Source organism: Candidatus Methylomirabilota bacterium (assembly GCA_035260325.1).
In the GTDB taxonomy this organism is placed as follows: Bacteria; Methylomirabilota; Methylomirabilia; order Rokubacteriales; family CSP1-6; genus AR19.
The window spans coordinates 1-11,209 of the sequence record DATFVL010000008.1 but is presented as its reverse complement, the minus strand read 5'-3'; the positions used below and the strand labels follow the sequence as shown (position 1 = coordinate 11,209).

Genomic DNA, 11,209 nt, shown 5'->3' with positions numbered 1-11,209 from the left:
CCCCTCGCTCGACCGCTGCCTCTGCACGCCCGGCGAGCGGGGCCGCTACCTCGGCCGCCTGTCGCGCCCGCTCCTCGACCGGATCGACCTCCACGTCGAATTGCCCGCCCTGGCCGCGGCCGACCTCGGGGGCGGCGCGTCCGCGGAGTCCTCCGCCAGCGTGCGCCACCGCGTGCTCCGCGCGCGCGAGCGCCAGTGGGAGCGCTTCCGCGGCACCGGCCTCCGCGCGAACGCCGACATGTCCGCGCGCCAGGCGCGGCGCTTCGGCGCCCCGCCGCCCGAGGCCGAGCGGCTCCTGGCGCAGGCTGTGAGCCGCCTGGGCCTCTCGGCGCGCGGCCACGACCGCGTGCTCAAGGTGGCGCGGACCATCGCCGACCTCGCGGGCGCCGAGCGCCTGGCGCCGGAGCACTGCGCGGAGGCGATCCAGTACCGCGGCCTCGACCGCGCCTGGCGCGCGTGAGAAGATAGGGCGCGATCGAACCCACCCCGCTGGAGGGGGCATGCCGCAGCAGCCGGTCCTCGTGATCATCGACGTGCAGGAGCGGCTGTTCAACGCCATGGACGCCGAGCTTCGCGACGACACGATCCGCAACATCAAGATCCTCGGCGCGGCCGCGCGGCGCCTCGCCGTTCCCGTCGTCGTCACGGAGCAGTACCCGCGCGGCCTCGGCCGGACGCTGCCCGAGCTGCGTGCGCTCCTCGACGACGTGACGCCGCTCGAGAAGACCGCGTTCTCGTGCTGCGGCGCCGACGGGTTCACGGGCCGCCTCAAGGCGCTCGGCGCCGAGCCGGTCATCCTCACCGGGATCGAGGCGCACGTGTGCGTCCTGCTCACCGCGCTCGACCTGCTGCGCCAGGGCTTCCGGGTGTCCGTCGTCGCCGACGCGGTCTGCTCGCGCACGTCCGCGAACTTCGACCTCGGGCTCGCGCAGGTCCGGCAGGCCGGCGCCGTCGTCACGGCGACCGAGACGGTCGTGTTCCAGCTCCTCGGGCGCGCCGACACGGACGCCTTCCGCGAGATCTCGAAGCTGCTTCGCTAGGGCCGGCGGGTCCCCGGCCCGGCGCCGCTAGTCGCGGCGGCCCCGGGGCGGGATGTTCGTGTAGGTGATCGTGCCGTCGTTCTCGATGCGACGGTACACGGCGGTGTGCGAGAGGCCGTCCAGATTCCCGTCGAAGAGGTGGAGGACGCGGGACACGTAGTCGCGCGTCTCCACGTACGGCGGGATCCCCTGGTAGGCGTACACCGCCCTGTCGCCCGCGTTGTACGCCGCGAGTGCCAGCGGCAGGTTGTTCGGGAAGCGCGTGAGCATCGCGCGCAGGTGGCGGACGCCGCCGTCGATGTTCTGGCGCGGATCGAAGCTGTTGCGCACGCCGAGGACCGACGCCGTCTCGGGCATGAGCTGCATGAGGCCCCGGGCGCCGCTCCGCGACACCGCGCGCGGGTTGAACGCGGACTCGACGCGGATGACCGCGCTCACCAGCTTCTCGGGCACCCCGTAGCGCTCCGCGGCCTCGCGGATCTCCGTCGTGTACCCCGCGGGGTCGCCGCCGGGCACCCTGAGCCATCCCGCGGAGGTCCCGGAGCCGATGCCCATGCGGCGGTAGCGCGGATCGGTCGGGGCGTTCGTGAAGTGGACGCTGCCGTCCGCGCCGCGGAGCCTGTACATCTCGGCGTCGGCCGGTGACGCGGTCGCGAGGGCGGCGACCGCACCCAGGGACAGCAGCAAGCGTCTCACCCGTTCATGGTAGCGGACGCCCTCGTACCCCTGTCAAGGCGCGATTCACCGGGTTCCGGAAAGTCAGGGCGCGAACGCCGGTGAGCGCGGTGCGGCGGGCGCCGGTGCGGCCTCCAGCGCGAGCCGGATGACGTCCTCCACGGCGTCCACGAGATGGATCGTCAGCGCATCCCGCACCGCCGGCGGCACGTCTTCGAGCAGGTTCTTCTCGTTCCGCTTCGGCAGGATCAGCGTGCGGACGCCGACGCGGTGGGCCGCCAGCACCTTCTCCTTGATGCCGCCGACCGGGAGCACGCGGCCGGCCAGGCTCACCTCGCCTGTCATCGCGAGGCCCGCGCGCACGCGGCGGCCCGTGAGGAGCGAGACGAGCGCGGCCGTCATCGTGACGCCGGCCGACGGGCCGTCCTTTGGGATGGCGCCGGCCGGGACGTGGACGTGGACGTCGGACGTCTCCCAGAAGTCGGGATCGATGCCGAGGGCGCCGGCGTGCGAGCGCACCCAGGAGAGCGCGGCCTGCGCCGACTCCTTCATGACGTCGCCGAGCTGCCCTGTGAGGGTGAACCCGCCCTTGCCCTTCATCCGCGTCGCCTCGACGAACAGGATGTCGCCGCCCGCCGGCGTCCACGCGAGCCCGATCGACACGCCGGGCACGCGCGTCCGCTCCTCGAGCTCCTCGAGCTCGAACCGGGGCACGCCGAGGAACGACGTGACGAGGTCCGGCGTGACCTGGACGGGCTGTGCGTGCCCCTCCGCGCGCCGGCGCGCGAGCTTGCGGCAGACGCTCGCGATCTCGCGCTCGAGGCTCCGCACGCCGGCCTCGCGCGTGTAGCCGCGGGCCAGGAGCCGGAGCGCCTCCGGGGTGAACGCGACGTCCGTCCCGGGCTCGAGCCCGTGCGCGCGCGCCTGCTTCGGGACGAGGTGCTTCTGCGCGATCGCGATCTTCTCCTCCTCGGTGTAGCCGGCGAGCGGGAGAACCTCCATGCGGTCGCGCAGCGCCGCGGGCACCGTGTCGAGCACGTTCGCCGTCGTCACGAACAGGACGCGCGACAGGTCGAACGGCACGTCGAGGTAGTGGTCGCGGAACGACACGTTCTGCTCGGGGTCGAGGACCTCGAGGAGCGCCGACGCCGGGTCGCCCCGGAAGTCCATGCCGAGCTTGTCGACCTCGTCGAGCATGAAGACGGGGTTCCTCGTCCCCGCGCGGCGCAGTCCCTGGATGATCTGGCCGGGGAGCGCGCCGATGTAGGTGCGCCGGTGCCCGCGGATCTCGGCCTCGTCGCGCATGCCGCCGAGCGAGATGCGGTGGAACTTGCGGCCGAGCGCCCGGGCGATCGAGCGGCCGAGCGAGGTCTTGCCGACGCCGGGCGGGCCGACGAAGCAGAGGATCGGGTCCTTGCCCGACGGCCGGATCTTCTTCACCGCGAGGTACTCCAGGATGCGCTCCTTGACCTTCTCGAGCCCCTCGTGGTCTTCGTCGAGGATCCGGCGCGCCGGCTCGATGTCCACGCTGTCGGTCGTCTCCTGCCGCCACGGCATCGTCACGAGCCAGTCGATGTACGTCCGCGCCACCGTGTATTCGGCGGCCGCGGGCGGCATCTTCGCGAGCCGGTCGAGCTCCCGGAGCGCCTCCGTCCGCGCCTCCTCGGGCATCCCGGCCGACTCGATCTTCTCGCGGAGCGCGTCGATCTCCTGCGTGCGCTCGTCGCTTTCGCCGAGCTCCTTCTGGATCGCCTTCATCTGCTCGCGCAGGTAGTACTCGCGCTGCGTCTTCGAGACCTCCGACTGGACCTCGGACTGGATCTTCGACCCGAGCTCGAGGACCTCCGCCTCCTTGCTGAGCGCGCCGACGAGCTTTTTCAGGCGCTCGGCGACGCTCACCGTCTCGAGCAGCTCCTGCTTGAGCGCGGTGGGCAGGGTCGGCAGCGACGCGGCGATCAGGTCGCCGAGCGCGCCGGGCCCCTCGGCCGACGCGCCGATGTTCGCCAGCTCGTCCGGCAGCGCCGGCGACAGCGACACGACCTTCTGGAACAGCGACGACGCGCTCCGGGCGAGCGCCTCGGTCTCGAGCGAGCCGGCACCGCCGTCCTCCGGGACACGCTCGATCCGGGCGCGCAGGAACGGCGTCTCCTGGACGATCTCGACGATACGGAAACGCGCGAGCCCCTCGACGATGAGGCGGAACGTGCCGTCGGCCTGCTTCAGCGCCTTGTGGATGACGGCGACCGTGCCGACCGCGTGCAGGCCGCCGGCGCGGGGGTTGTCCTCCGTCGCGGCGCGCTGCATGATCGCACCCACGACGCGGCTGCCCTGGAGCGCCTCCTCGATCAGCCGCACGGACGAGGGCCGGCCGGCGGCGAGCGGCACCACCGCCTGCGGGAAGATCACCGTCCCCCGGAGCGGAAGGATGCCGAGGATGTCCGGAACGTCGGTCATGGCTCTCCTTTTCGGCCGGAGGCTCGACTCAGAAGAGGTCGACGGGCCCGAGCTGTCCGGAGGCCGCCCGCACGAGCGCCTCGCGGGGTTCCTGCGCCGTCTCGCGCTTCGGCTCGCCGCCGTCCTCGCGGACGTACGCGAGCAGGTCCTCGATCTGCTTCTGCATTTCGAGCATCCGGCGTCTCATCTTTAGGATGATCTCGGTGCCCGCGAGATTCACGCCGAGGTCGCGCGTGAGCCGGAGCAGGCGCGCGAGCTCGTCCACGTCCTCCTGAGAGTACATGCGCGTCCGCCCGACCGTCCGGCTCGGGCGCACCAGCCCCTTCTTCTCGTAGAACCGGAGCGTCTGGGGATGGACGGCCAGCATCTCGGCGACGACCCCGATCATGTAGCGAGGCTTGCCGCGGTCGTTCACGCCGCACCCCCCCGGAATCGCGCGAGCGTCGCGCGGGGCTCCATCGGCATCAGCCGCTCCAGCTGCCGCACGAGGTCGTGAGTCCGCGCGTCGAGCCCGGTCGGCACCTCGATGCCGATCGTGACGTAGAGGTCGCCGGTCCCCTCGCCCGCGAGGCGCGGCAGCCCCTGCCCGCGGAGCCGGAACACCTGCCCGCCGGTCGCGCCGGGCGGGACGACGAGCACCGCCTCGCCGGCGGGCGTCGGCACCCGGATACGCGCGCCGAGCAGCACCTCCCAGACGCTGATCGGCACCTCGCAGTGGACGCTCTCGCCCTTGCGCCGGAAGAACGGGTGCTCGCGGACCCGCGTGCTGACCACCAGGTCGCCGCGCGGCCCTCCGAACGGACCCGCGTGGCCCTCGCCCGCGACGCGGATCTGCGCGCCCGTATCGGCGCCGGCCGGGATCTCGACGTCGACGGCCTCGAGCCGCTGCCGAACGCCGCGCCCCGCGCACGCGGCGCAGCGGGCGCCCGCCGCCTGGCCCGACGCCCCGCACGCGGCGCACGGCGAGAAGCGCTGCACGTCGACGCGCGTCCGCGCGCCGCGCACGACCTGCGCGAACTCGAGCTCCACCGCGACGTGCGCGTCCTCGCCGCGCCGTCCGGCAGGCAGCGCGGCGTCGCCCAGGACGGCCGTGCCGAACCGGTCGTACATGGTGCGCGCGGCCGGGTCGCTCAGCACGCGGTAGGCCTCGGAGATCTCCTCGAACAGGGCGCGGGCCTGGGCGTCCCAGAAATTGACGTCGGGCGAGTACTGCCGTGCCAGGCGCCGGAACGCCTGGCGCACTTCGCGCGGTCCCGCCGTGGCCACGACCCCCAGCACCGCGTAATAGTCGCGCCGCATCGCGACCTACTTCTTCTTCTCGCCCAGGTCCTCGAAATCGGCGTCGACGACCTCACCCTCCTTGGGGCCGGACGCGCTGCGGCCGTCGCCGGCCTTCGCGCCGGCGGCCCCGGGACCCTCCGCCTGGGCCTCGCGGTACATGACCTCCGCCAGCTTGTGCGCCGCGCGCGTCAGGGTCTCCTGGGCCCGCGTCATGCGCTCGGTGTCTTCGCCCTTCAGCGCCTCGCGCGCCTCCACGAGCGCGTCGTCGATCGCCTTCTTGTCCGCCTCGGCGAGCTTCGCGCCGTGCTCCGCGAGGCTGCGCTCGGTGGAGTAGACGAGCGAGTCCGTCTGGTTGCGGACCTCGATCTCCTGCTTGCGCTTCGCGTCCTCGGCGGCGTTCGCCTGGGCGTCCTTCACCATCTTGTCGATCTCGTCCTTGGTGAGGCCCGACGACGCGGTCACGGTGATGTTCTGCTGCTTGCCCGTGCCCTTGTCCTGCGCGGTGACGTTCAGGATGCCGTTGGCGTCGATGTCGAACGTCACCTCGACCTGCGGCATGCCGCGGGGCGCCGGCGGCATGCCGACGAGGTGGAACTTTCCGAGCGTCCGGTTGTCGCGTGCCATCTGGCGCTCGCCCTGGAGCACGTGCACCTCGACCGACGTCTGGTTGTCCGCCGCGGTCGTGAACACCTCGCTCTTCTTCGTCGGGATCGTCGTGTTCCGCGGGATCAGCACGGTCGTCACGCCGCCCAGCGTCTCGATGCCGAGCGAGAGGGGCGTCACGTCGAGCAGGAGGAGGTCCTTCACCTCGCCGGTGAGGACCGCGCCCTGGACCGCCGCGCCCACCGCCACCACCTCGTCCGGGTTCACGCCCTTGTGCGGCTCCCGGCCGAAGAGCTGCTTCACGACCTCCTGCACCTTCGGCATGCGCGTCTGGCCGCCGACGAGAATGACCTCGTCGATGTCCTTCGGGGTCACGCCGGCGTCCTGCATCGCCTGGCGGCACGGGCCGAGCGTGCGCTCGATCAGGTCGGCCACGAGGGCCTCGAGCTTCGCCCGCGTGAGCGTGAGCACGAGGTGCTTCGGGCCGCTCGCGTCGGCCGTGATGAAGGGCAGGTTGATCTCGGTCTGCAGGGTCGTCGACAGCTCGCACTTCGCCTTCTCCGCGGCCTCCTTCAGCCGCTGCAGCGCCATGCGGTCCTTCTGGAGGTCGATGCCGTGCTCCTTCTTGAATTCCTCGGCGATCCAGTTGATCACGCACTGGTCGAAGTCATCGCCGCCGAGATGGGTGTCGCCGTTGGTCGCCTTGACCTCGAAGACACCCTCGCCGATCTCGAGGATCGAGATGTCGAACGTCCCGCCGCCGAGGTCGTAGACCGCGATCGTTTCGTCCTTCTTCTTGTCCATGCCGTACGCGAGCGCGGCCGCGGTCGGCTCGTTGATGATGCGGAGGACCTCGAGGCCGGCGATCTTGCCGGCGTCCTTCGTGGCCTGCCGCTGGCTGTCGTTGAAGTAGGCGGGAACGGTGATGACGGCCTGGGTGACCTTCTCGCCCAGATAGGCCTCGGCCGCCTCCTTGAGCTTCCGGAGGATCATGGCGGAGATCTCGGGCGGCGAGTACTGCTTGCCGCGGATCTCGACCCGCGCGTCGCCGTTCGAGGCCTTGACGACCTTATACGGAACGAGCTTGATCTCCTGCAGCACCTCGTCGTGACGGCGTCCCATGAACCGCTTGATCGAGAAGACCGTGTTCTCGGGGTTCGTGATCGCCTGCCGCTTGGCGACCTGCCCCACGAGGATCTCACCGTCCTTCGTGAAGCCGACCACGGAGGGCGTGAGGCGGCTACCCTCCTGGTTCGCGATCACGCTCGGGTTGCCGCCCTCGACGACGGCCACCACGGAGTTGGTCGTCCCGAGGTCGATGCCAATCACCTTCGCCATGTCCCGTCTCCCTCCGCCGACGCGCCCCGGTGCGGGCCCGGGTGGGCCCGCACCGCACGGCGCGCGTGCGCGTTACAGAATGTCGATCTTGATGTCCTTCGGCTTGACCTCTTCCGCCTTCGGGAGCTTCACCTCGAGCACCCCGTCGCGATAGGTCGCCGTCACGCGGTCGGCCTGGACGGGCAGCGGAAGCTGGATCGTGCGCTCGAACTTCCCGTAGACCCGCTCCGCGCGGAAGTAGTTCTCGTCCTTCTGCTCCTGATCGAACGCCCGCTCACCCTTCACGGTGAGGAGGTCGCCGGTGATCGAGAGCGAGATGTCCTTCTCCCGGACCCCCGGCAGCTCGACCTTCAGGACGAGCTCGTCCTTCGTCTCGTACATGTCGAACACGGGCGCCCACACACGCGCGCCCTCGGCGGTGGCGACAGACGTCGGCCGCCCGAAGAAGCTGTCGAAGAGACGGTTCATCTCGCCCTGAATCTCGGACGTGTTGCTGAAAGGCTCCCAACGCTCCAAGGTCATGAACGGACGCCAACGATCCACAGCCATATGGTTCCCTCCTGTCTTGCCCGCCTGCCTGCGAGCCGATTCAACTTGAGTACACACTTCATATATCAGCTGAGTGATGACATGTCAAGCCAAGCCGGGATCAGCATAACTACCGGAATTGAATGGGCTCTCACCGGATGGGTGATAGGGTCATGAGAATGAAGCTCGGATGCCTCGGGTGCCTGACCCTCCTGGTCTTCGGCGTGATGGCGGGCGGCGTTTTCTGGGGGGGCATCGAGGCCCTCCGGCAACCCGACGGCCCGCCACCGAGCGGGACGGCGGCCGAAGGCGTGACGGCGCAGCACAAGATCTTCGAGATCGTGCGTCGCGGCGCTCATCGGGGGCGGCGAGACGCCGAGCCGATCGTGCTCTCCGAGAGCGAGCTGAACGCGTTCCTCTCGCGCCACCTCACCGAGAGCGCAGAGCTACCGCTGACGGACATCGGCGTGCGCCTGATGCGGGGGGGTGTCGCCGACTTCCGCGCGAGGCTCCCTCTGCGCTACCTCGTGGCGGAGCCGCCGGCCGCGGCGCTGGGCACGATGCTCCCCGCCGAACTGCTCGACCGGCGCGTCTGGCTCCGCGTGCGCGTCCGTCCCCAGCTCGAGCCCGACGCGGAGCGAAAGGAGCGACGCTACCTGAGGCTCGAGGTCACCCAGTTCGCGGTCGGCCGGCAGCGCGTGCCCGCGGTGCTGCTGCGCGTGCTGCTCGATCCGGCCGCGCTTCGCGTGCTTCGCTGGCGCATGCCGGACGGAATCGACGCCGTCACGGTCGAGGGGGGGCGGGTCGTGGTCCGGCCTGCTTCGTAGCGTTCACGTAGCGGAGCTGGAGATCGTAGAGGAGCTCGTCGAGGACCTGCGTCTCCTCCGGCGTACGGTGGCCCTCGGTCTTCTCGCGAAGAAGGATCAGCAGGTCGATCGCGTCGGCGGCGTTCGTGAGGTCGCGGTGCCGCTGGCCGGTCATCGGATCGGGCGCGTCGCCGAGCGAGACGACCGCGGAGCTCGCCAGCATCATGAAGAGTCCGACGAGGTTGCGTTCTGACTCCGGGCCCGGGCCGAGCGACGGCTCGGGCGTCGGCCTCCGAGGCTCCTCGACGGGGGCCGCGGCGGGCGCGGGAGGGTCGTCATCGGACGAGCGGCGGCGGCGGTCGCTGACCTTGAACGCCTCGTCGGGGTTTTCCGGAACCATCTTGGCGGAACCTAGCATACGCGAAAACCCCTGCTGTATAATCGCTTACCCTCAGGAACGGACATGACCGAGTCCCCCGGTGTTTTGTTCGACCGACTCCTGGACGTTATGGCCCGGCTTCGCGGTCCGGCCGGGTGCCCGTGGGACCGCGAGCAGACCCGGACCTCCCTGAAGCCCTTTCTGATCGAAGAGGCCTATGAGGTCCTCGAGGCGATCGAGGCCGGCAACCCCGGCGAGCTCGAGGAGGAGCTGGGCGACCTCCTGTTCCAGGTCGTCTTTCACACCCGGCTGGCCGACGAGGCGGGCGAGTTCGCCATGGCCGATCTCCTGCGGCGCCTCATCGACAAGATGGTGCGCCGCCACCCGCACGTGTTCGGGGATGCCGTCGCCGGCCCCTCGTCGGAGGTCCTCGCGCGGTGGGAGGCGATCAAGCAGCAAGAGGCGGCGGCGAGCGGCCGGCGGCGGTCGGTCATCGCCGGCGTCCCGCGCTCGCTTCCCTCCCTCCTACGCGCGCAGCGACTCCAGGCGAAGGCGGCGCGGGTCAACTTCGACTGGCCGGACGCGCGCGCCGCGTGGGCCAAGGTGGAGGAGGAGATTCGCGAGGCCGGCGACGCCATCGCCTCGGGCGAGGCGCGGCGCGTGCAGGAAGAGCTCGGCGACGCGCTCTTCTCGCTCGTGAACGTGGCGCGCCTCTCCTCGATCGACGCCGAGGAGGCGCTCCAGGGCGCGATCGAGAAATTCCGGCGCCGCTTCACGGAGATGGAGGCCGACCTCACGGCGCGAGGCAAGTCGCTCGGCGCGGTGCCGCAGGACGAGCTCGAGCGGGCGTGGGAGGCGGCCAAGGATCGGGAGCGACCGGCGCCATGAAGCTCAAGGTCGGCCCGTCGTCCATCTCGATCGAGCGCGGCGACATCACCGACTGGGAGGTCGATGCCATCGTCAACGCCGCGAACCCCACCCTCGCGATGGGCACCGGCGTGGCCGGCGCGATCAAGCGCAAGGGCGGCGTGATCATCGAGGAGGAGGCGATGCGGCAGGGGCCCGTCGAGGTCGGGGAGGCCGTCCTGACGACCGGGGGGAACCTCGCGGCCACGCACGTCATCCACGCGGCCGTCATGGGCCCTGATCTCAAGACCGACGGCGACAGGATCGCCGCCACCACCCGGGCGGTCCTCGGTCTCGCGACCAAGCATCGCATCACCTCGCTGGCCCTCCCCGCGCTGGGGACCGGCGTCGGGCACGTCCCGCCGGTCATCTGCGCGGATGCAATGCTGAAGGCGGTCGTCGAGCATCTCCGGGCGGGGGGGTCGAGCCTCAGACGGGTCGCGTTCGTCCTCTACCAGGACGACGCCTACAAAGCCTTTACAGATACGTTGAAACGCCTGGGTGCGGTACAGTAGTAGGCTACGATGGCGCAGCAGGTAAAGCTCAGTCACCCCGTCAGCCGGCGGCTCGGGGACCTCCTCGTTGCCGACGGCCTGCTCACCCCGGAGCAGCTCCAGAAGGCCCTCGCCGAGCAGAAGGGCTCGACCGACAAGCTCGGCTCGATCCTGATCCGCCTCGGCTTCATCAACGAGGAGCAGCTGATCGGGTTCCTCTCCCGCCAGTACGGCGTGCCGTCGATCACGCTCTCGCAGCTCGTGGTCGATACGGAGGTTCTGAAACTCGTGCCGCCCGCGATCGCGAAGAAGTACGAGGTGCTGCCCGTGCGGCGCATGGGCAACTCGCTGGCGCTCGCGATGGCCGACCCGACCAACGTGTTCGCGCTGGACGACATCTCCTTCATGACGAACCTCCAGGTCCTGCCGCTCGTCGCCTCGCAGTCCGCGATCAAGAAGGCGATCGACCGGCACTACGAGTCGAAGACCGAGGCGATCGCCAGCGTCATGCAGGACATGTCGACGGATCTCTCCAACGTCGAGGTCGTCGAGGGCGACGAGGACGGCGCCAAGGTCGACGTCTTCGAGCTGAAGGAGTCGGCGGACGAGGCGCCGGTGGTGAAGCTGGTGAACATGGTGCTGGTGGACGCGATCCAGAAGGGGGCATCGGACATCCATTTCGAGTCGTACGAGAAGGTGTTCCGG

At 70.5% G+C, this 11,209-nt stretch carries 13 protein-coding genes; 6 read left to right on the top strand and 7 right to left on the bottom strand.

All coding sequences use genetic code 11. The features are described 5' to 3' along the window. Positions 1-460 (top strand): ATP-binding protein (locus VKG64_00385; protein HKB23479.1); only part of this gene is annotated, 460 nt, incomplete at its 5' end. Positions 461-500: 40 nt separating this feature from the next. Further along, positions 501-1,040, top strand: coding sequence for a hydrolase (locus VKG64_00380; protein HKB23478.1), 540 nt, complete (start codon positions 501-503; stop codon positions 1,038-1,040). Positions 1,041-1,067: 27 nt separating this feature from the next. On the opposite strand, the gene VKG64_00375 is transcribed toward VKG64_00380, so the two are convergent. The 6 genes from VKG64_00375 to VKG64_00350 all read right to left on the bottom strand — a co-directional run bounded on the left by VKG64_00375 (position 1,068) and on the right by VKG64_00350 (position 7,859). Then, positions 1,068-1,736, bottom strand: coding sequence for a lytic transglycosylase domain-containing protein (locus tag VKG64_00375; GenBank protein HKB23477.1), 669 nt, complete (start codon positions 1,734-1,736; stop codon positions 1,068-1,070). 63 nt (positions 1,737-1,799) lie between these two features. Continuing rightward, positions 1,800-4,169, bottom strand: a complete 2,370-nt coding sequence (gene lon / locus VKG64_00370; protein HKB23476.1) for an endopeptidase La — start codon at positions 4,167-4,169, stop codon at positions 1,800-1,802. A gap of 28 nt (positions 4,170-4,197) precedes the next feature. Next, positions 4,198-4,584: a MerR family transcriptional regulator gene (locus tag VKG64_00365; protein HKB23475.1), complete on the bottom strand. Its 387-nt coding sequence runs from the start codon at positions 4,582-4,584 to the stop codon at positions 4,198-4,200. Next, positions 4,581-5,468 (bottom strand): DnaJ C-terminal domain-containing protein, encoded by an 888-nt coding sequence (locus VKG64_00360; GenBank protein HKB23474.1) that lies wholly within the window; start codon positions 5,466-5,468, stop codon positions 4,581-4,583. Before VKG64_00360 ends, VKG64_00365 begins: the two co-directional genes overlap by 4 nt. 6 nt (positions 5,469-5,474) lie before the next feature. Continuing rightward, entirely contained in the window at positions 5,475-7,391 is a 1,917-nt protein-coding gene (dnaK, locus tag VKG64_00355; protein HKB23473.1) for a molecular chaperone DnaK, read from the bottom strand. A gap of 72 nt (positions 7,392-7,463) precedes the next feature. After that, positions 7,464-7,859 carry an Hsp20/alpha crystallin family protein gene (locus VKG64_00350; GenBank protein HKB23472.1) on the bottom strand — a complete coding sequence of 132 codons (396 nt, stop codon included), beginning with the start codon at positions 7,857-7,859 and terminating at the stop codon, positions 7,464-7,466. A 239-nt stretch (positions 7,860-8,098) separates the two neighbouring features. On the opposite strand from VKG64_00350, the gene VKG64_00345 reads away from it, so the two are divergent. After that, a complete protein-coding gene (locus tag VKG64_00345) occupies positions 8,099-8,746 on the top strand; it encodes a hypothetical protein (GenBank protein HKB23471.1) in 648 nt (215 codons plus the stop codon). On the opposite strand, the gene VKG64_00340 is transcribed toward VKG64_00345, so the two are convergent. Further along, entirely contained in the window at positions 8,703-9,125 is a 423-nt protein-coding gene (locus tag VKG64_00340) for a DUF1844 domain-containing protein (protein HKB23470.1), read from the bottom strand. The two genes, VKG64_00345 and VKG64_00340, sit on opposite strands and share 44 nt — an antisense overlap. 63 nt (positions 9,126-9,188) lie before the next feature. Between VKG64_00340 and mazG the strand changes: the two genes are divergently transcribed. The 3 genes from mazG to VKG64_00325 all read left to right on the top strand — a co-directional run. Further along, on the top strand, positions 9,189-9,992 hold the full coding sequence (gene mazG, locus VKG64_00335) for a nucleoside triphosphate pyrophosphohydrolase (GenBank protein HKB23469.1): 804 nt from the start codon (positions 9,189-9,191) through the stop codon (positions 9,990-9,992). Then, positions 9,989-10,525, top strand: a complete 537-nt coding sequence (locus VKG64_00330; protein ID HKB23468.1) for a macro domain-containing protein — start codon at positions 9,989-9,991, stop codon at positions 10,523-10,525. Before mazG ends, VKG64_00330 begins: the two co-directional genes overlap by 4 nt. Before the next feature lie 9 nt (positions 10,526-10,534). Next, on the top strand, positions 10,535-11,209 hold a 675-nt coding region (locus VKG64_00325; protein HKB23467.1), incomplete at its 3' end, for a type II secretion system protein GspE.

What these genes read in the sequence shown, in the direction of transcription:
- VKG64_00360 (HKB23474.1), bottom strand. Translation starts at nt 5,468, where the DNA reads ATGCGGCGCGACTATTACGCGGTGCTGGGGGTCGTGGCCACGGCGGGA.
- VKG64_00350 (HKB23472.1), bottom strand. Translation starts at nt 7,859, where the DNA reads ATGAACCGTCTCTTCGACAGCTTCTTCGGGCGGCCGACGTCTGTCGCC.
- VKG64_00380 (HKB23478.1), top strand. Translation starts at nt 501, where the DNA reads ATGCCGCAGCAGCCGGTCCTCGTGATCATCGACGTGCAGGAGCGGCTG.
- mazG (HKB23469.1), top strand. Translation starts at nt 9,189, where the DNA reads ATGACCGAGTCCCCCGGTGTTTTGTTCGACCGACTCCTGGACGTTATG.
- VKG64_00340 (HKB23470.1), bottom strand. Translation starts at nt 9,125, where the DNA reads ATGGTTCCGGAAAACCCCGACGAGGCGTTCAAGGTCAGCGACCGCCGC.
- lon (HKB23476.1), bottom strand. Translation starts at nt 4,169, where the DNA reads ATGACCGACGTTCCGGACATCCTCGGCATCCTTCCGCTCCGGGGGACG.
- VKG64_00330 (HKB23468.1), top strand. Translation starts at nt 9,989, where the DNA reads ATGAAGCTCAAGGTCGGCCCGTCGTCCATCTCGATCGAGCGCGGCGAC.
- dnaK (HKB23473.1), bottom strand. Translation starts at nt 7,391, where the DNA reads ATGGCGAAGGTGATTGGCATCGACCTCGGGACGACCAACTCCGTGGTG.
- VKG64_00345 (HKB23471.1), top strand. Translation starts at nt 8,099, where the DNA reads ATGAAGCTCGGATGCCTCGGGTGCCTGACCCTCCTGGTCTTCGGCGTG.